The sequence below is a fragment of the Enterococcus sp. DIV1090 genome, assembly GCF_050537975.1.
Classification (GTDB): domain Bacteria; phylum Bacillota; class Bacilli; order Lactobacillales; family Enterococcaceae; genus Enterococcus; species Enterococcus faecalis.
Genome location: NZ_CP172917.1, coordinates 1,882,356 through 1,903,753 on the forward strand (window position 1 = coordinate 1,882,356; position 21,398 = coordinate 1,903,753).

A 21,398-nucleotide genomic window follows, 5' to 3' on the forward strand; every position below is an offset into this window, starting at 1 on the left:
CCTAATCCTTCATTTTTAAATAAGCTTTAAATAATTCTAAGTCATCCGATGTAGTCAATTTAATATTTTTATCCGAACCCGCAGCAAAATACAATGTTTCGCCTAAATCCACCATCATAGTATTTGTATATGACGATTCAGAAATACCAATATTCTCACGGAATGCTTTTTCGTAAGCCCAAGTTAATTTTTCAAATTTATAGGCTTGTGGTGTTGACACGCGACGTAATGTTTCACGATTAATATATTGTCGAGTTGTTTCCTCAGTTTCTTTTACAAAAATTTGTTCATTATATGGCAACGAAGTCACTGCATTTCCGTATTCTTGACACTTAACAATTACATCAGATAAAACTAATTCATCAACTAATGGGCGAATTCCGTCATGGATAACAATAGTATCTTCTGGGTTTGAATGTTCTTTTAAGAAATTAACCCCATTGTTAATTGATTCTTGACCAGAATTTCCTCCTGGAATAATCCATTGTAATTTGTCAATATGGTACTCTTTTGCATAGGCATCTAGTGTTTGTTCCCAACCTTTTTTACACACAACTAAGATTCGATCAATGAGTGGATGCTTTTGAAAAGATTCCAATGTGTAGATAATTATTGGTTTTTCCTCTACCATAATAAATTGTTTAGGAATCTCCTGCCCCATTCGTTTACCGACCCCACCGGCAATAATTAAAGCTGTAATCATTTGATACAAAATCCTTTCTCTAACTAGTCAACAACTAGTTTTATTTCAATTTTGTTTAACTTATATATTCATCAACACAGCCAAAACTGCATTCAATCTTTTACATTTTCTCATAACTAACAGTAAGTTTCAATAATTTATCGTAGACCTTAATCGAACTGTAAATATTTTTGTTCGTTATTTTAATAAAAAAATTACGGACAAACGATAAAAACCCTATACTTTTTGATTCACAAAGAACATCTCAAAATTCTGTAGAATTCAAATAGTAGAACTCAAGCCGTATTTAGAAGTGAGTAAAAATCGATTTAAATATCATGCATGTCAATGCCATTTATCGCGGATACAAGTATTTCAGAAAATACTATTTATTATTTAAATACGTTAAATAGACCGTGACCATATGTTTGAGAAAAAATAATTTCATAATAAGAAGCACTTAATAAAAAATAAAGAAGCCAGAGGATTTTCTCCTCTGACTTTCACGATGTTCACTATTTTTATTTAGCAATACTATTTGACAAAGAACCTCGATAGATTGTTTGGTCGTTACCTTTATAAACTTATTCTACATTTTAAAGGCGCGGCTATCCAACCAACCAATTGTTCGACCATTTATTTGAAATTGATAAGCCGTAACACCTGTTGATAGTTCAGCGGATTGAATGATCTGCACGTTTTGATTTGCATATAGAGAGCCTAAACCTATTTTTTCTCCATCTTCTGCTGTATTATTTGGTTTTGTATATAATCCATGCTTCGATGAAACTGCTGCATCGCCTATTTTGGCTCCACGACTCATTTTACTATACGTAGCTTTATCTAGCGTAGCTGTGAATGCTCGTTTGTCCATCCAGCCTGCATCTTTTCCACCTACTGTAAAATGGAGTAACTCTGTCCGGCTTGTTTTGGCATATCCTATGATATGAACGCTTTGGTTCGCATATTTATCTCCCATACCGATATTAACGATTCCAGGAGCTGTATTCATAATCCCATTAAACACGCCATGTTTTCCTGATTCAGCTGCTGGTTTTACTTTTGCCATGTAATCATAGCGTTTTTCGTCTAGCAGCTCATCATACACATTGCTGAAGGCACGGCTGTCCAACCAGCCGATTGTTTGTCCATTTATTTGAAATTGATAAGCCGTAACACCTGTTGATAGTTCAGCGGATTGAATGATCTGCACGTTTTGATTTGCATATAGAGAGCCTAAACCTATTTTTTCTCCATCTTCTGCTGTATTATTTGGTTTTGTATATAATCCATGCTTCGATGAAGCTGCTGCATCGCCTATTTTGGCTCCACGACTCATTTTACTATACGTAGCTTTATCTAGCGTAGCTGTGAATGCTCGTTTGTCCATCCAGCCTGCATCTTTTCCACCTACTGTAAAATGGAGTAACTCTGTCCGGCTTGTTTTGGCATATCCTATGATATGAACACTTTGGTTCGCATATTTATCTCCCATACCGATATTAACGATTCCAGGAGCTGTATTCATAATCCCATTAAACACGCCATGTTTTCCTGATTCAGCTGCTGGTTTTACTTTTGCCATGTAATCATAGCGTTTTTCGTCTAGCAGCTCATCATACACATTGCTGAAGGCACGGCTGTCCAACCAGCCGATTGTTTGTCCATTTATTTGAAATTGATAAGCCGTAACACCTGTTGATAGTTCAGCGGATTGAATGATCTGCACGTTTTGATTTGCATATAGAGAGCCTAAACCTATTTTTTCTCCATCTTCTGCTGTATTATTTGGTTTTGTATATAATCCATGCTTCGATGAAGCTGCTGCATCGCCTATTTTGGCTCCACGACTCATTTTACTATACGTAGCTTTATCTAGCGTAGCTGTGAATGCTCGTTTGTCCATCCAGCCTGCATCTTTTCCACCTACTGTAAAATGGAGTAACTCTGTCCGGCTTGTTTTGGCATATCCTATGATATGAACACTTTGGTTCGCATATTTATCTCCCATACCGATATTAACGATTCCAGGAGCTGTATTCATAATCCCATTAAACACGCCATGTTTTCCTGATTCAGCTGCTGGTTTTACTTTTGCCATGTAATCATAGCGTTTTTCGTCTAGCAGCTCATCATACACATTGCTGAAGGCACGGCTGTCCAACCAGCCGATTGTTTGTCCATTTATTTGAAATTGATAAGCCGTAACACCTGTTGATAGTTCAGCGGATTGAATGATCTGCACGTTTTGATTTGCATATAGAGAGCCTAAACCTATTTTTTCTCCATCTTCTGCTGTATTATTTGGTTTTGTATATAATCCATGCTTCGATGAAACTGCTGCATCGCCTATTTTGGCTCCACGACTCATTTTACTATACGTAGCTTTATCTAGCGTAGCTGTGAATGCTCGTTTGTCCATCCAGCCTGCATCTTTTCCACCTACTGTAAAATGGAGTAACTCTGTCCGGCTTGTTTTGGCATATCCTATGATATGAACACTTTGGTTCGCATATTTATCTCCCATACCGATATTAACGATCCCAGGAGCTGTATTCATAATCCCATTAAACACGCCATGTTTTCCTGATTCAGCTGCTGGTTTTACTTTTGCCGTGTAATCATATTGTTTTTCATCTAAAATTACATCATACTGTTTTCCACCACTAGATGTAAATCGTCCAGTGTAATCAGCATTAATATCAAACACACCTACGCCGATATCAACACCTGGAATTGTTAATAAAGAAGACCATTGCCATGCCGCATAACCTTCATTTTTGTGCCATAACTGATCTGCAGTCGGTTCAAAAGGATACTGAGCAATCCAAATATTTTCAGTCCCTAGTTGTGTAGGCGATAAAACTCCTTCTGTAAACCAGGCTGCCATTGAATAATGTAATACATTCGTAAAGCCTCTTGCTTTTAATTGATTAGCAAAAGCAATTGAATTAGCTGTCAATTGTCCATTATTCATGCTACCTTCTTCTGCATCATTAATCATTAAAGTATCTTTTGGTAATCCAGTATTAATTGCTGTATCGGCAAAGTAGTTTGCTTCTTTTATTGCCTGATCTTTTGTTGTAAAGTGACTATAGTGATAGGCGGATACTTTTATTCCCACTGCATTTGCATTTTGAACTTGTGCAAATCTTTCTGGATTTTGATAAGTTGTCGCTTCGGTCATTTTAACGACCACTCCGCCTATCCCATAACTTTTCATAGTTTGATAATTTGCTACACTTAAACTACCATTCCAAGAAGATACATCGATAAAGTTTTTAGGCGGACGATTTGCCTCTGTTATGCTAATAGGATCACCGTAGGCATATGCGGCTCTTTTTCTTCTCGTTCCTTTCATTCCTGATCCCATAGGTTTGTTCATATCCTCTGTTATTACGATTTCGTCTTCATCTTTATTATTAGATTCTGAAGAACTAGTCGTTTCTGAAGTTTCTTCAGCATCTTTTGATTGCCAAGTGTCTTTAGCATCACTCGTGTCCAAACTATTTTTTGTTTCCGAAGGAACTGAACATGAGGCGCTAGAAGAACTTTCTGTCGAAGTTTCCCCGCTAGATGACGTAGAGTTTAGTGTTTCTGCTGTATCCGTAGAAATTACTTCTTCTGCACTTTCACTACTTGATGCATCGATTGCATACACTATTGATGAACTAGGAACCAATGCTGTCAACATTAGCATTGTAATAACAGATATTTTATTTATTCTCTTCATTATTTAACCCTTCTTTTTGCGTATTGTTTACAATTAATCCTCATTTAATTATAGTATGTAAATTTTACTTGAAACCAACAATTTTTTACTTTTCAAATTGAAATTTCCCAAAACTGATTAGAATGAGCACTAGTTTCAAATAATTTTCTAATAATTTTCAACTTACGTCAAGAAAATCTTGCTAACTTTTTTTTACTATTTTATTTCTAAACTTTATCTTTTTATTACATTGATTGTGTTATTTATTTTTTTACAACAAAATGCTGAACGCTATTTATAGATAACGTTCAGCCTCGGTATAAATAATTGAAGTTTTTAAAGATATTCTGTATACGATTTTTTAGTATCAACAATTATCGCTTCATGATGGGGTTGGCGATCTTCCTCTGGTGGCAATTGCATATAGTCCCCAAAAACCTGTGTTAAGTAGCTCTTGTAGCCCACTGGTATTGGCATTTTTGTATCTTCAAATGGAACAAAAATAGCAGATTTAAAATCTTCCAAATGATAAATATTACCCATGTAGCGTGGTCCGACACATAATTCTGTAACATAAGGAGTGGAGCCGAAGGAATACTTAGTCATTCTTTTTTCAGCAAAGCGCCAAATATGATAGCGAATTTTGCTTGAAGAAAAAATCCCTAATAGAACCTTGCTTCCTATAGCCATCAGACCACCATGTTTTTCTGGAACAACTTGCGAACAAAATAACGCATAAATCAGTGCCCAAAACTTTTGGATTTTTCTTCGCAAATTTCCTTCTGGCGCACCATCTAACGGAAAAATATCAATTGGTAAACCATGAGGGATATCTAAATCCTCTTGATAGGGTTTAATAAAAGTAGTGGCAGTATCCCTAATAGTTATAAATGAATTATGATCATTATATGTTTTAGAAGCAACTAATAATGGATATCTATTTATATCTGCTTTCTGTGGCCATAGCTTTTTTAATTTTTCATAGTCTGGTCGTGGCATAAAAAAATCCAAATCATCATCCCACGGAATAAATCCTTGATTGCGTACAGCACCAATACAACCACCGCCACAGAAATAACATAATAAATTATTTTCTTGACAAAATTGCACAAAATATTTGGACATAGTTAATGTTACAGCTTGTATTTCTTTTAAATCTGTCTGGGACATCTCTTGCATAATTTTACCTCAATCTTAATCATTTTCTTTCCTTAAAAACTTTTCATAAAATTTACCTCGTAAAGTATTTGGCATCAAACTTACGACAACATGCGCACTGGAACTCACAAAAAAATCTTTAAAACTACCAAGTCCTGCTTGATAGATTTCTTTGCGTCCTTTTAGTCCTGACTTAAAATACTGCCAACCACCACGCCGTGCGTACATATCACTGCCTGTTCGAGCATAGACTAAATGTTCAGAAAGGTTCTGAGCTTCTTTTCCTTTTTTCAATAACCGCACCCACAAATAATAATCTTCAAACCCTGACATTGGCAGATAGTTACCGACCTCTAAAATGTCTGACTTCCTATACATGACAGTCATATGATTAAACGGGTTTCTTCTTTTGGAAAATTCACGAATATCCTCATTAGAACTGGGAAGGTTACGATAACCCAAAACATTTTCTATGTTCCCTTCAAATTCGATAATGTTAGAACCGGTAATGACCAAGTTAGGATTTTTTTGAAATAGTTGCCATTGCTTTTCAATCCGATCCGTCTTCATAATATCATCTGCATCCATTCGTGCTATCAGTTCATTACGACAAGCTTTAACCCCTTCTGCCAACGCTTTACCTAAACCAACATTATTTTCTAGAGGTAAAACATGAAGCACTTCTGGATGCGTTTCTTTATATTTATCTACAATGACTGTCATTTCTTCAGTTACAGGACCGTCTTCTACTAATACTATTTCATCGACTTTTACAGTTTGATTAAAAATACTGTCTAAACATGCAATAACATATTCAGGACGCTCTTTTATATAAATGGAAAGTAAGACACTTACTGGTAACTTTTCCATTTCTTCACCCCTATTTCTTTTTTCATCCACGCTTATATATTTTTACATAGAATTCCTGATTTTTCAAGCTTTGTTAGAAGTCTCTCTTTTTTTGAAAAAAAGAGGAGCCACTGCTCCTCTTAACGGTAAATTCTAATAGCATTCTCTTTACAATAATCCATCGTCAATTCTTCACGTTCTTCAGACTCATCCAATCCTCTTGATGATACTTTATCAAAGAGAATTTTGATGGTTTGAAGCAGAATTTTCATATCCAATAGCAATGAATAATTCTTGATGTACAGTAAATCAAAGTTCAATTTACTATTGTAGTCAGAAGCATACTTCCCATAAACTTGGGCATAGCCAGTAATCCCCGCACGTACATTGTGACGTAAATAGTAATTCGGGTTTTCCTGATTAAATTGATCAACAAAGAATGGTCGTTCAGGACGTGGTCCGACAATGGACATATCCCCGCGAATAACATTGATTAGTTGTGGCAACTCATCAATACGTAAAGCGCGCAAGTATTTACCAACTGTAGTGACGCGACTGTCGTTACTTGTAGATAAGACTGGACCTGATTTTGCTTCTGCTGTTGCCGACATCGTTCTAAATTTTAAAATCGAGAACTCACGTTGATCTAATGTAATCCGAGTTTGTTTGTAAATCACTGGTCCCGGTGAGGTTGCTTTGACTAAAATCGCTGCAATAAGCATTAAGGGTGAGGTAATCACAAATAGGCAAACAGAGACTAAAATATCGAATAAACGTTTAATAAAATTCTCTTCTGGTTGGATTTCAAAATTTGAGACTTCGATAATACTTTCATCTTCAAAGTTCATCATGTTTGGTTTTAACATAATTAGATTTTCAAAACTTGTATCTAAAAAGATTTTTTTCTTGTGTTTGACAATTAATTGATACAATTTTACTTTTTCGTTCTCATCAACATTACTTGAAATATAAACAATATCGATTTCATCGATAATTTTTTTTAAGTTTTCATAGTAATTGCTGACAACAACGCTCGTTACTTTATGCTTGTTATTTTTATCAGACATAAAGTTTTGAATTGAACGCATGACTTGATTTTCTTTACCTAGTAAAACAACTTTTCGCTCATTGCTGACCTTTAAGTAAAGATAATAAACAAGAATTCGCCAAAGACTTAGAACAATAATTCCGATTATAAAGGAATATCCTAAAACAGAACGTGGGAACGTAAACCAACGTCCGGCAAATGTCACAATCATAATCGTTAAAGTCATTAAAATTTGACCAATCACCGTGACAAAAATGATGTCACTAATTTTGCGATTATAAAAAATATACGAACCTAACAACAAATTCAAAAAGATAAAAAAGATTGAAATGTAAATTGCAGATTTTTCATAAGCCACAAAGTTAAATGAAGGAATTTCTCGGCCAAATTTCACCATAAACCCTAAGATGATTGATAAATTATAGAGCAAAACGTCTGCTAAAATAATTACAATTCGTCTTGCATTACTCCATTCACTTTTTGATGTCATTAAAAACTTCCTCTCTTCACTTCCAGTAATTACATTATTTGTAATAACATGCAACCCCTATAATACCATAATGTCAGCGGACAAGAAAGTTCTATAGGATGAAAATTATCTGCGATGTCTTTGGACACGACTTAATTCTTCAGGTTGGTCCCAGCCCTCTTCGTCAACAGATGCTATCGGGCGCTCTTCATTGCTAACAGGACTTGTTTGTTTCACTCGTTTTCTTCTTTTAGGTGTCGTTGGTCTTTCATGTCTTCCTCGTTTTTTCTCTGGCCGGAAGTAGAAGGCTAGCCCAAGGAAACTATAAACAATCGGCATCCAATGAGGCGCTAATAAAATATCTTCCATAAATGAATGAATCCAGATTAAAAGGAAGCCTAAAAGTAAACTAACTTGCAAACGATCCAATGTTTTTTTGCGGAAACCAATCAATAAAATCATACTGACTAAAAAACCAAATAAAATCAGATAGCCGATGACACCAAAATTACTTAACGTAAATAGAAAAGCATTATGTGTCCCCAGCGGTTTCCATGAGGCCACAAAAGGCTCCATACCGACTTTAATATGTTGAGGATCAGATAACCATTTAGCAAAAAACTCATGCCAAATTCGTTCTCTTCCTGTAAATAAATCAACAGTATCCGATTCCGCACATAAGTAAAATAACAATGGTCCCAATGCAGCTACTCCGACAAAACCAAACAGCCAAACTTTCGAACGTTGCAAGAAACGTTTTGGTAAAAGATTATCCACCAGAATAAAACCAACTAAAATGGCAAAAGAGGTTTTTGATTGACTGACCCATGTACCTAAAACACCACCAATGTATACAGGTAAAAGCAGCAGGTTAAAAACCTTATTTCTATATGCTTTGATCAAACTACTGGCCATCATTGTTGAAAACATCAACGTTGCACCAATCGTATTGGTATTAATCCAAATACTTTCTAGTTTATTTGATTCTTTAAAAATTTCGTCTGCTGGAATCAACTGAGGCAACTCCACGGACATCCGATACAAAGTCGCACTCAAAGCAACTAAAGAGACAATTAATAAAAGCGTTTGATCCAAACGATCAAAGACACAAACTTTAAAACAAAGAACCAACAAAATAATTAAAGGAATCATTGTATCTGTTTGCATCGTGCTATGACGGATTGATTCCGTAAAGTGAAACAAGAGCCAGGTGGCTAGCGCCAACGCTACGGTCAGCCAGTCAATAAATTTTAATTTCGTACAATTTAATAGCAGTACAAGTATTACTGCTATTAATAATAAAATTGAACTATTGGCATACATATATTTTGTGACTGGCGCATCAATTCCTACGACCCACATCGTATACGAGCCGATCATTGTAACTAATAAAATAAGTCGACCGATTCTATTCAATACTTTTCCCATATTCAAACCTCATTCCATGAATGAATCACTAGTCGTTTATTCGATAAATATATGCCCCGTTCTGATCAGGTCCATATAATTTTTCAAAATGAATCGTTGGTGTGTCTAACGGTTCTAATGGTTTATAAACGACCGCATATTTAATCCCATATTCTTTTAATTTTTCTGGAGATAAACGAGCAATAATCGCATCTTTTTGCATCAACTCTAAAACAGGGGTCTGATTTCCTACTTCAACATTGATGTGCGCATAGCGATTATAAATAAATGTGTCTTTTCCTTTTGGATCTAATGGTTTCCAAGCCTCTAAGTCAGGCGTAAAAGCAACACCGTTAAATGTATGCAAACCTAACATTGGCAAATAGCCATACATCAAGCGTTCGCCCACCCACAATTGGTTGGGGTCTTTTTTGTTAATTTCTTCCACTTCTACCGCTAATTTTTTACCATAGACAGCAGAAACGCCTCGAGAAATTGGATTAACAAAGGCACCAGAAACCATAATGATTCCTAATAAGACAAGGACAAATAACGTGCGCCAACGTTTAAATAAAGCAACAATTAAAACGGTAGCGACAACTAAGACACCAATGATGTCCATTCGTGTAACGTATAACCGTAAATTGCCCGTATATAAAACAAAGAAATACAGAACAACATTTAATCCTAGCGCCCCTAACCAGGCCATCATTGGAATTTTTGCTTGGCGATTCCATAAATAATCGATGAACCATAAACTTAACAACACAGCGGCAAACCCGAAGGATAACATCGCCCGTTGTTCTGGCACATAAGACCACAATGTCAACTTAGCAAAAATTGTTGGAAATTGAACGCTCATCCAAACTAAGTTAAATAAACAATACACGAATAAGACAAAACCGTAAATGTTTTCTTTGATTTTTTTATAAAAAATAAATGGTGAGAGCGGCAAAATAACAAAAAATAATTGATAAAAACTACTGATTTCCGAATTATTTGAATATGGAACATCTTGAAACGGCATTTTCCAATTTGTTAAAAATAACAAAATATCGCGTTTAGGCATATCGCCACCTAAACTTACCCGTTTTCCTGGATAAGCGGTATCCATTACTGCTTTTAAGGAATCCAATGAGCCATATAACGATCCGCCAACAATAATCGCCGTCATCAAGAGTGCCCCACCTATCAGGACCCCATCCCACTTATCCAACTTAATTTTTTTACGAAATTCTAAAAAGAATAAAATTAAAAATAATAAAATCAAATAACCAAGTGGTACTTGTAACGCAGGATAAATAACTAAAACAAATCCTGAGGCCATAATAACAGCCGTTATCGCACAAATGACACGACGTCGAACACTACTATGATAATAGAAATAATTATAAATTCCCACTAAAAAACCTAAACCAAAAAATACTAAATCTCCAACTGGCGAGACAAACCACCATTGAAGGGCCGAAGAAAACGGAATCCAAACACTTGCTAACAAAGCTAAATATTTATTCCGCCGTGTGACGATCAAACCAATTTCAAAAGAAAATAAAATTAAGCCAATTAATTTAAGATTCCAATACCACGATAAGCCATATTCTTTGCCTAATAGTACATAGCCCCACGTAAAAGGTTTCGCTAACGTGGCCAGATTCCATGCTGGTGAATTATAGCCTACCACCATGTCTTGCCCATTTAACGTAATCACATCATTATGTGTTTTCAAACCTGTTTGTGTTTGTGAGAGGCTAAATGGGGTTTGAACGAGCCATTCATCCGAGCGAACACCTCTTGGTTCACCAGCAATTAATGAACTTTTTTGACCATCCGCATATTCAGAAACATACGCATCCCACATGTTTAATGAACTACCATGGACTTTAAAGGCTACCAGTAAAATAAAAATGACTGCCGCTAGCAGATAGCGCCAGCGTAACAAATGATCAACCAAGCGAGCGCTCTGCTCAGCTTGGTTGCGTAATGGTTGTTTTTCTTTTCTTGTAGTTAGTTGTTGTTCCATCTTTTCGCTCCATTTCGTCATCCGCAATTGCATCTAGTCAATTCGTAATGAAAAGTTGGGAATATCCCTTGTCAAATTAGGATTATAAAATGGATCATTTTCAATTAAAGGTCCCCATTTTTCTTCCATCATCACTTTTTCTTGTTCAAAACGTTTTTTCTTTTTGCCTTTATCATCATATCCACGAGTTTGAGATTCAAAATGATAAAGCTCTACTTCATGAAGCCAGACATTGTCACGTCCTAAAGCTTGGACTTTCAAGCATAAATCAACATCATTGAAAGCTACGGTAAACGCTTCTTCAAAACCACCAACTGCATCAAAATCTGCTTTTTTCATAAGTAAGCATGCGGCAGTTACTGCTGAATAATTAACATTAATAGCTAACCGACCAAAATAGCCTAAGTCACCATGGGGATAACCATAATGACCATGCCCAGCGACGCCACCTAATCCTAAAATAACGCCTGCGTGTTGGACCGTATTATTTGGATACAATAATTTAGCACCTACACAGCCAATCCGTTCTTGCTGAGCAAATGAAACCATCAAGGTTAACCAATTCTCTGTAATCACTTCGGTATCATTATTTAAAAATAATAAATACTCTCCGTGCGCTTTTTTCACTGCACGATTGTTAATAGTTGAGAAATTGAATGGAATATCGATTGATTCAACGAAAAAGCGGCCAGGTAATTGTTGTTCAAATTCTGCATACAATTCGTGCATTTTTGGATCTGTACTTCCATTATCAGCCATAATAATCTCGTAATTTTGGTAGGTTGTTTTTTCAATAATCGATGAAACACAACGTTGTACGTCTTTATAGCCATTTTTAGTTGGAATAATAATTGAGACTAACTTGTCGGATTTAATGTCATAATAAACATCGTATAAGCCATTCGCCGCCCCATGCGTTGCATGACCATTAATTCCTCGACGAACGAGCGCATCTTGCACGGCTCTTAGCCCCGCTTCAAAAGCATAACCTTTGGAGCCCTGATCCACTGCTGTTGAGGTTGGCAGCATCCGCCAATAGTAAAGAACTTTTGGAATATGTTTGATGCGTTCTTTTGTCGTTTTTTCAGTAAATCTTAAGACTAAATCGTAGTCTTGAGAACCTTCGTAACCTTTTCGAAAGCCGCCAATTTCTTCTAGAATACTCCGACGATACACGCCTAAATGCGAAATGTAATTGGTTCCTAAAAGTAAATCAGGTGACCAATCTGGTTTAAAGGCTGGATCAGAACGATTTCCATCCATGTCAATCTTATCTTCATCACTATAAATTAAATCCAGTTCTGGGTTTTCATTCAGCACTTTAACCACTTCATAAAAAGCATTGATCGCTAATTCATCATCGTTGTCTAGTAAGGCGACAAATTCTCCGGTAGCAATCGCTAAAGCAGAGTTGGTTGCTTCGGAAATATGACCATTTTGTTCACGAAAGACGACCCGAATTCGCTCATCCAATTGCTGGTACTCTGTTAAAATCTTTTTGACATTAGGATCTGTTGAGGCGTCATCGGCCATACATAATTCCCAGTTAGTATAGACTTGATTCAAAATAGAATCAATGCACAACCGAAGCCATTTTTCTTCAACATTATACACTGGCATCGCAATGGAAATTTTAGGCTGATAATGAAATGTTGCGATTTCTTGCGTCATCGCTTCTATGTCTAGTACTTCATTTCTAGCTAACCAGTTAGGATACGAAGCTTGATTTCTTAGTTTCTCAATTTTCGCTCGTTGAATGGTATGAGAAATACCATTTTTAGCCATATACTTAAATCCTTTTTTGGCTTTTATCCAAAGACGAGTCACTTTATCTTCTGTCCCTGGAATCACTGGATATTTTTTATTCAAGGGAAAATCCACCGTTACAACATGTGCTGATGATTGAAAATGAAAAGGGAGTACTTTTTTTTGTTTAATTCCTTCAAGTGTAACAACAAAGCCAGCTTCAATCGCAGGCTCTGTTTGATAAATTTGATTAACATCTTCACGTAAAACGCGCTGAATGTTATAAGCGGACACTTGGTTTTCATTATTAATTGTGAAAGTTGGGCTTTCTTTAGTGATTGTATCCAACGCCCAACCTGTAATGGTTAAATTATTTGTTGTTTTGTCGCGATAGATACTATCAAAGATCACCTTAATGTCTTCATTCATGTGCATTCTCCTTATAGATGTTTCGGATTTCGGTAGGGATCAACTAAAGCTTCCGCGGTCCATTTTTCCGCAAGTTCTTTATAAGATCCTTTTTTATCATGGTTTTGCATTTTTTCGTCTGCTTTCAAAATTGCATAGGACACATATACATTTCGTTTACCAGCGCTAGCAAATTGTAACGATAAATCGACACCCATCCATTCTTTTCCTAAGCTTTCGTTAATTCCTTCTAAATTTAGGTAAAGTTGTTTGTTGAATAGTAAGCAGTCTTCAGTTGCTGCTTGAATATTTCTTGGTAAAGCAATTCTGTAATAGTAACCTAAGCTTTTACCAGGGGTGCCTTTTTCAGGATAAAGTAATCGACCTTTGTCTGTATCAACTGATACTCCCACTGTTTCCACGCGATAGCGTGCGTCAACTACGCGGCCAGTCACTAAACCAGAGGTCTCTTGTTGACCAATGTTCATTAACTCTTTTAACCAATCATTTTTCGTTGGTACCAATCCAGCATTTAATAAAGCCACATATTCTCCCTTAGCAGCTTGAATCATGCCATGACGAGTTTCTGTTGAAACATAACGAAGACGGTCATTTTGGATATTTATTTGATTCTCGAAGCGTGCAGGCAATAGAATTTCATAATTTGTATAGGCAGTTTTTTCTAATAATTGACGTAAGTAACTACTCATATTCTCTGTATCATTCGTAATAATCAATGATACCATCGGCACATGATCATAAAGATAGTTAATTTTATAGGAACCATAAAATTCGGCAATCTCTACTTGTGCTTTTAAGCCACGGCGTTCCGTCGCCGCTTGGACCGCTTTTTGACCAGCTACATAGGCGTAACCTTTGCTTTCAGGGTTTAGAGCAGTCGATGATTCAATGGCACGCCAATGATACATCATACCAGGAATATGCTTGATTTTCATTGCTTGTTCCGTTGCTCGTAATACGAAATCATAGTCTTGAGCACCGTTATATGCTGAGTTCAATCCGCCTACTTTTTCTAATAAATCACGTTTCACAACAACAAAGTGTGTAATGTAATTATGATTTAAAATCAGTTCTGGATTCCAGTCCGATTTGTAAAACGCGTTGAAGCGACGACCATTTTCTGTAATTTTATCTTCATCAGTATAAAGAAAATCAATCGTTGGATCTGTATTTAAAGCTTTAACCACTTCATATAATGCTTGTGGCGCTAATTCATCATCGTTATCCATGAAACCAATAAAATCGCCAGTAGCAATCGACAAAGCTGAGTTAGTTGCTTCTGAAATATGTCCGTTTTCTTCGCGATAAATAACTTTGATTCGTTGATCTAGTTCTTTATATTTTTCTAGCATGGGCTTAATATGTTCGCTTGGCGATGCATCATCTGCTAAACATAACTCCCAATTTTCATAGTACTGATTTTGTAAAGAAGAGACACATGCTGCAAGCCATTTTTCTTCGACATTATAAACAGGCACAGCGACAGAAATTTTAGGCTGGAATTGGAACGTTTTAATTTCCGCTAAAACTGCCTCCACGTCAACAGGGGCTTCTGCTTTTTCTTGTCGTTTAAAGCACCACTTCACTGAGCCCATGAAACCACGTGTCTGAATCGAACGCCATGCTCGATCAAATTTCGTGCCTGGTTGAACCATGTTTGGACGTTCCACCACGTATTGAACCTTCTGGCCTGATTTGGTGTCAATGTTTAGCGTGTAGGCTGGTAAATCTTCTGGGTCTTTAATCGTAATGACAAAACCATAATCTTGATCGCCTTCTAATTCAAACATATCAATAACATCCCGACGATATTCTGTTTCCACCGTATAAGTGACTGATTCACTAGCTTCTGCAATGCTGAATCTTAGCGGATAATTTGTTTGTTTGTCATACGCCCACCCTCTGATAACAGAAACGTTATTTTCTACATCGCGAGCAATATCGTCGATGGTTAAATTAATCATTTTATCAAATTTAGTTAACGTGATTCGTTTATATTTTCCAGTAGGCATAGGGGCAGTCTCCGTCTGTTTATTCATTTCTTCTAAAAATTGATTTCTTTCATCTAACAGTGCATGAATAAAGGTATTTTCACGTTCTGAATAGTTGCCTTCAAAGAAATAATCAATGGCTACTGTCAGGTCTTTGCCTGCCATTTGTGCATCGGTTACTTCGATTACAGGGACTTGCGTATCTAAGAAATAATAGATATTCTCTTGTACCAGAAAAGCATTCGTGGCTGCGACTGGGACTGTCTCGCCGTCTATCGTCATGGATAATTTGACAATTGCCCCCGTTAAACTTGGGAATAATTTTATCAGTTGGACGTCTTCTGGTATCTTCAGTTGGAACTGTTTTGTTTCAGGTTTTTGTAAATCAACTGGTTGATCCAACTCAGTCTCTTTTTCTTCGCCGCAATTAATTAAAATATGAACGTTTTTTTCATTGTATGAATTTACTGGTGTCACTCGCTCTGGCTGTTCTACTGGTTCAGCAGTCAAGGCAAAAAAGTACTGATACACTTCACCAAAGGGACGCGCTTTAAAAGCTGCTTGTACTTCTACAGGTAACGCTTCATATGTCGTAGGAATTTCGTTGTAGCCAACTTGATTAAATGTAAAATCTTCTTTGGCAATGTATAAACCAACTTCTGCAAAAACTTTTTCAAATCCTTCTTGTAAATAGAATGATTTATGCGTAGCATCCAACAGCCCAGTTTCATTCCACGTTAAACGATTATTAAATAAATCAATTAAGACCGAATTATGCGCCAAATTAGGGAAAGTGATTAAGATTTGACCGCCTGGTTTTAAAAATGGTTTAACTTTTGCTAAGGCGCTTTGAGGATTCATTAAATGTTCCAACACATCCGCAAAAACGATATAATCAAACGTCTTACCAGCAAAGTATTCGACCCAATCATTTTCATCAATATTGCCATAAAAGGCATCTGTTGAAAATTGACTGACATGATCATAAAGTTCTTTGTCTAATTCAACAATTGAGACCTGGCACTTTTTTTCTTCCATCAAATAGCTAGTCATTCGCCCATTACCTGGACCAAATTCCAAGACATCACTATTTTCTTTGATTTGTGCTACGATTTTCCCAACACTGGTACTCTCGTCTGTTTCCATTTCAAAATCATACTTCATCTTTTGTCGTATCCTTCCATTTATGATCTAAGATGACAATTCCTTCTCCGGCATAACGACCGGTAATAAACATCGTCACGTATTTTGTTTTGTAGACTAATGGGACTGTTGCATGTTCCTCAAAGAAAGCAATATCAAAATAATATTCACCTGTTAATAATGACATTTTTTCATATTCTAAATAAAAAACATTCCGTCCTTTTTTCCAAGGAATTTGCACGCCATCTAATAACGTATTTAAGCCACAGACATAATGGTTGTCCACTGTTCGAATAGCGACCCCACAAACAGGCTTCTTAATTTGGTCATTTTTGACAGTATATTCAATTTTTACAATCACTTTTTCATCTTGCGTTACCATTTCTAATGGTTCATAATCCGCATTTAAAAGTTCCGCATGATCCACCTCAATAATATCTGGTGTTGGGGTTTCATCTTTCATGGTCGCTTCGCGGTCAACTGTTTTAATTGATTTCTTTTTCAAAAAGTTTTCGTAATTGGTAGTCACGTCCATCGTATCTCCATATTCAACGACTTTCCCGTGTTGCAACCAAAAAGTTCTATCACAAAAACGACGGATGGAGTTTACATCGTGAGAAACAAATAAAATTGTTTTACCAGAATTTTTAATTTCCGTAAATTTTTCCATACATTTTAATTGAAACTCTAAATCCCCGACAGCCAACGCTTCATCGACAATTAAAATATCTGGGTCCACGTTAATAGCTACCGCAAAAGCCAAGCGGACAAACATACCACTAGAGTATGTCTTAACTGGTTGATACAAATGATCGCCGATGTCAGCAAAATCAATGACATCTTGGACACGCTCTTCCATCTCTTCTCGGGAAAAACCCAAGACCATTCCATTTAAGAAAATATTTTCATATCCTGAATATTCAGGGTTAAAACCTGAACCTAATTCAAGCAACGCTGAAATTTTCCCATTAATCACCATGGACCCGGAGGTTGGTGTTAGTACTCCTGTAATAATTTTTAACATGGTTGATTTCCCAGAGCCATTTTCGCCGACAAAACCAATCATCTCGCCTTTTTTAATTTGCATCGTGACATCGTCTAACGCATAAAACAAATCGTGGTAAGATTTTTTAGTTGGACTAAGCGCTTCTTTAAACCGATCGGACGGCTTTTTATACATGTTGTATGTTTTGGTAATATGTTGGATATCGATTGCATATTCTGACATGTCGTTCTCTCCTTATAGTACATCTGAAAAATGTGGTTTTAAGCGTCTAAACACGGTTGAGCCAATTAATAGTAAAACAATAGTAACTCCCCAGAAATATAAGCTATATTGCCAATGTTCCCAGAACCATGCACCGCCTAAATAAGATTCGCGGTATCCTTGAACAATATAATATAATGGATTGATTTTTAAGATTGTCGCAATCATTCCAGTTGGTTGCCATAAAATTGGCAATGTCCACATAACTGTTTGCATAATGATATTGATAAATTGCATAATATCAGGTAAAAATGGTTGTGTTGAAGCAGTAATCCACGTAATTGCTGTTAAAAAGACTAATAAACAAGCTAAGTAGTAAATTAATTGCAAACTGTACAGACTTGGGTAATAACCGTTAGCTGTAGTAATTACAAAACCAATTAGAATGAAAAACAAGTGGGTGTACAAGTTCGATAAAATTTTAGACGTTGGTAAAATTTGTACATTAAACACGACTTTTTTAACTAAATAACTATATTCACGAAACACATTCGTGGCTGATAATAACGAATCTGAAAAGAAGAACCAAGGTACCATCCCTGTTACTAAATAGACAATGAACGGCATATTGTCGCCTGCTCTAGAACGAAGGCCTACAGAAAAGACAAACCAATACGTCAAAACAGTTACTAATGGCGTTAAAAACGCCCAGACAATTCCTAGTGCTGAACCAGCATACTTGGCCTTAAAATCATTAAATGAAAATTGTAGTAACAATTTTTTGTTCTGAAAAATATTCTTGAAAATTGAAAATGTTTCTTTAAACATATACTTATTCCTTCCGTAATAAACTATTTTTATCTAAAATTTTTGAATACAAAAATGCCATTTTAAACAACATTTCTATTTTATCGATAAACGCCTAGCTTTTCAATAGTAGACCCCTTTTTATAAAGAAAAATTTAACTGATTTCGCTATATTAAAAAATCTTGTCCAATTTTTAGGAGATTATGCTACAATAATGGAGGTCTTGCATTTTTTGCACGGAAACTATTTTTGAGAGAAGGGAAATTATGGTTCTTTTTATTATTTACGTATTTCTGTCTTCTGCTGGTCTGGTCTTATTTAAACTAGGTTCTAGCAGTTTGAACATCCAACTCCAACAAACAATCTTTTCAATGAATATCTCACTTATATCTTTATTAGGTTTATTTTGTTATTTAATTAGTTTTATTTTATGGATGTTAATTATTAGTCGTTCCGATGTTTCTTACATTGTTCCTTTAGGCGTTGCCTGTACAAACATCGCTATTTTAATTGCTTCAAATCTTATTCTAAAAGAGACAATTACAACGAATGCCCTTATTGGTGCTGTGGTTATTATTGTCGGCATTGTGATTATGAATCTTAAATAAAAAAGATCGCTATTCATTGAGCTGACCCTTAAAAATTAGACTTTCAGGTCCAACTTTTAAGGGTCACTACACATTAGCGATCTTTTTTATTTTCTTCAGATTTCATGATAGATAATTCCTGCAATAATGTTTTAATGCGATTTTCGTGTTTTGAAATCAACACAGAATTTTTAATTTCCATAATTAAAAGGACAATCACCGCAGCTGATAATAAGAAGTTTGATGTTGTTTCAAACCCAAAGGCCATTGCTAACCATTCTGCCACATGCGGGAAAATAGCAAAAATAATTAAGACAATTGAGATTAATAACCAAATCAAAGCATTTTTTAGGAGAAAAATATTTTTATTAATCCCTCGAATAATGTATAAGAAAAAGCCAATTGCAAATAAAAATAAAGCTAGCCATAACACGGTTGGTAGCATTAATCTCCCTCCTTCATAAAGGCAGCAATCAGAATTGCTGAGCCGACTTCCAGCATATACTTCACAGAAGCCAAGGCACGAATCGAAGAAACACCACCAAGCCGTTCCATCATATTGACAGGTCTTTCAACAATCACAAAGCGTTTTTTAATTAAGTGAACAATCGATTCTGGCTCGGGATAATTTGTCGGATAACGCTTTGCAAAAAAAGCAATCACTTTCCGATTTCCTGCTCGATAACCAGAAGTCACATCATAAATTGTTTTACCAGAAGCCATTCGAATACAAAAGGATAACAAACGAATACCAAAACGGCGCATTTTCGTACTTTGAAAAGACGCTTCGTTTCCAGGAATGAAACGAGAGCCAATCGAAAAATCACATTTACCCTCTGCTAATGGTTCCAGTAAAATAGGTAAACTATTGATATCATGTTGACCATCACCATCAAACTGAACCGCAACATCATACTCATTTTCTAAGGCATATTTATAGCCGGTCTGTACCGCCCCGCCAATACCTAAATTCAACACTAAATGAATGGCATTAATTTGGTTGGCTTCTAAAATTTGTTTGGTTCCATCTGTCGAGCCATCATTAATTACCACATAATCCAATTCATGTTGAAAATGCGTAACTTCCTGTTTAAATGTTTCAATGGAAGCAATCGTCCGCAAAATGTTTTCTTCCTCATTGTAAGCAGGAATGATTAAAAGTACCTTCATAAAGAGAAACACCTTTCCACTTTTTCTCTAACAAAACCCCTCACTTACACAAAACAATTTATTGTTGAACATTTTCTAACATTTGTGCTAAGGCTTCTTGCCAAGTAGGAATTTTAAAGCCTAACGCTTCTGTTTTACTTAAATCCATGACAGAATATTGTGGTCTTTGCGCCTTTTGTGGAAATTGAGTTGAATCCACTGGCAGTACTTCCACTTCAGTATCTTTTAAAATTTCTTTAGCAAACTGATACCAGCTACAGCTGTTTTCATTAGACAAATGATAAACACCAAATGGTGCTTTTTCTGCAATAACAAATGCCATAAATTCGGCTAACGTTCTTGTCCAAGTTGGGCGGCCAAACTGATCGTCCACTACCGTTAGTTGGTCTCTTGTTTCCGCTAATTTTTGCATGGTAAAGACAAAGTTATGACCGTATTGGCCAAATACCCATGATGTTCGAATAATATAATAGTCGTCCAGGATTTCTTGTACCGCTTGTTCACCTAATAACTTCGTCCGACCATACTCATTTAAAGGATTCGGTTGATCATCAATCGCATAGACGCCTTCTTTTTTAGTTCCATCAAAAATATAATCTGTACTTACATAAACAAGTGTCGCCCCCACTGCTTTAGCAGCTTCTGCAACATGACGTGTGCCATCTACATTCACTTTTTCATCTAATTCCTTGCCTTCGTCTTCTGCTTTATCAACAGCTGTATAAGCAGCACAATGATAAATGACGCTTGGTTGAATTTCTTTCACTTTTGCCAACGTACTATCCGCATCAGTAATATCTAATTCTGTGGAATCCGTTGAAACATACTCAATTCCTTGTTCGTCTAATAGGTGACGTAATTCTGTGCCCAATTGGCCATTTCCACCAGTAATTAAAATCATTTTTTTTCGCTCCTTCTTGAAAAAAAGGCAGGGCAAAGTAACTTTTGTACTTTGCCATCGCCTTTCGACTG

At 36.0% G+C, this 21,398-nt stretch carries 15 protein-coding genes; 1 reads left to right on the forward strand and 14 read right to left on the reverse strand.

The genetic code is table 11. From position 1 onward, the window contains the following. Position 1: 1 nt before the first annotated feature. From IGL48_RS09170 to IGL48_RS09220, 11 genes are all read right to left on the reverse strand, one after another. Entirely contained in the window at positions 2–703 is a 702-nt protein-coding gene (locus IGL48_RS09170; protein ID WP_002384310.1) for an IspD/TarI family cytidylyltransferase, read from the reverse strand. Positions 704–1,271: 568 nt separating this feature from the next. Beyond that, positions 1,272–4,415: a GW dipeptide domain-containing protein gene (locus tag IGL48_RS09175; RefSeq protein ID WP_202518447.1), complete on the reverse strand. Its 3,144-nt coding sequence runs from the start codon at positions 4,413–4,415 to the stop codon at positions 1,272–1,274. A 315-nt stretch (positions 4,416–4,730) separates the two neighbouring features. Continuing rightward, the gene (locus IGL48_RS09180) at positions 4,731–5,573 is read right to left on the reverse strand and encodes a LicD family protein (protein WP_002384308.1); all 843 of its coding nucleotides are present in this window, start codon (positions 5,571–5,573) and stop codon (positions 4,731–4,733) included. 15 nt (positions 5,574–5,588) lie between these two features. Beyond that, positions 5,589–6,422 (reverse strand): glycosyltransferase, encoded by an 834-nt coding sequence (locus IGL48_RS09185; RefSeq protein WP_010815186.1) that lies wholly within the window; start codon positions 6,420–6,422, stop codon positions 5,589–5,591. A gap of 119 nt (positions 6,423–6,541) precedes the next feature. Continuing rightward, entirely contained in the window at positions 6,542–7,939 is a 1,398-nt protein-coding gene (locus IGL48_RS09190; RefSeq protein WP_002384306.1) for a sugar transferase, read from the reverse strand. A gap of 105 nt (positions 7,940–8,044) precedes the next feature. Beyond that, on the reverse strand, positions 8,045–9,346 hold the full coding sequence (locus IGL48_RS09195) for an EpaQ family protein (RefSeq protein WP_002384304.1): 1,302 nt from the start codon (positions 9,344–9,346) through the stop codon (positions 8,045–8,047). A 28-nt stretch (positions 9,347–9,374) separates the two neighbouring features. Continuing rightward, positions 9,375–11,378, reverse strand: a complete 2,004-nt coding sequence (locus IGL48_RS09200) for a DUF7657 domain-containing protein (protein ID WP_002384303.1) — start codon at positions 11,376–11,378, stop codon at positions 9,375–9,377. Beyond that, positions 11,379–13,520 carry a glycosyltransferase family 2 protein gene (locus IGL48_RS09205; RefSeq protein WP_048949278.1) on the reverse strand — a complete coding sequence of 714 codons (2,142 nt, stop codon included), beginning with the start codon at positions 13,518–13,520 and terminating at the stop codon, positions 11,379–11,381. An 11-nt stretch (positions 13,521–13,531) separates the two neighbouring features. Next, positions 13,532–16,675 carry a glycosyltransferase gene (locus IGL48_RS09210; protein WP_002384301.1) on the reverse strand — a complete coding sequence of 1,048 codons (3,144 nt, stop codon included), beginning with the start codon at positions 16,673–16,675 and terminating at the stop codon, positions 13,532–13,534. After that, positions 16,665–17,882 (reverse strand): ABC transporter ATP-binding protein, encoded by a 1,218-nt coding sequence (locus IGL48_RS09215; RefSeq protein WP_002356901.1) that lies wholly within the window; start codon positions 17,880–17,882, stop codon positions 16,665–16,667. Before IGL48_RS09215 ends, IGL48_RS09210 begins: the two co-directional genes overlap by 11 nt. A 12-nt stretch (positions 17,883–17,894) precedes the next feature. Beyond that, entirely contained in the window at positions 17,895–18,689 is a 795-nt protein-coding gene (locus tag IGL48_RS09220) for an ABC transporter permease (RefSeq protein WP_002356900.1), read from the reverse strand. Between the two features lie 246 nt (positions 18,690–18,935). Between IGL48_RS09220 and IGL48_RS09225 the strand changes: the two genes are divergently transcribed. Next, positions 18,936–19,277: an EamA family transporter gene (locus IGL48_RS09225; RefSeq protein WP_002356899.1), complete on the forward strand. Its 342-nt coding sequence runs from the start codon at positions 18,936–18,938 to the stop codon at positions 19,275–19,277. A 73-nt stretch (positions 19,278–19,350) separates the two neighbouring features. Here the strand turns inward: IGL48_RS09225 and IGL48_RS09230 are convergent, their stop codons facing one another. Genes IGL48_RS09230 through rfbD form a run of 3 tightly spaced genes read right to left on the reverse strand, consistent with a single transcriptional unit; the run spans position 19,351 to position 21,327 of the window. Then, a complete protein-coding gene (locus tag IGL48_RS09230) occupies positions 19,351–19,701 on the reverse strand; it encodes a DUF2304 domain-containing protein (RefSeq protein ID WP_002356898.1) in 351 nt (116 codons plus the stop codon). Beyond that, entirely contained in the window at positions 19,701–20,426 is a 726-nt protein-coding gene (locus IGL48_RS09235) for a glycosyltransferase family 2 protein (protein ID WP_002379615.1), read from the reverse strand. Before IGL48_RS09235 ends, IGL48_RS09230 begins: the two co-directional genes overlap by 1 nt. Before the next feature lie 58 nt (positions 20,427–20,484). Next, positions 20,485–21,327 (reverse strand): dTDP-4-dehydrorhamnose reductase, encoded by an 843-nt coding sequence (gene rfbD / locus IGL48_RS09240; RefSeq protein ID WP_002356895.1) that lies wholly within the window; start codon positions 21,325–21,327, stop codon positions 20,485–20,487. Between the last annotated feature and the right edge of the window lie 71 nt (positions 21,328–21,398).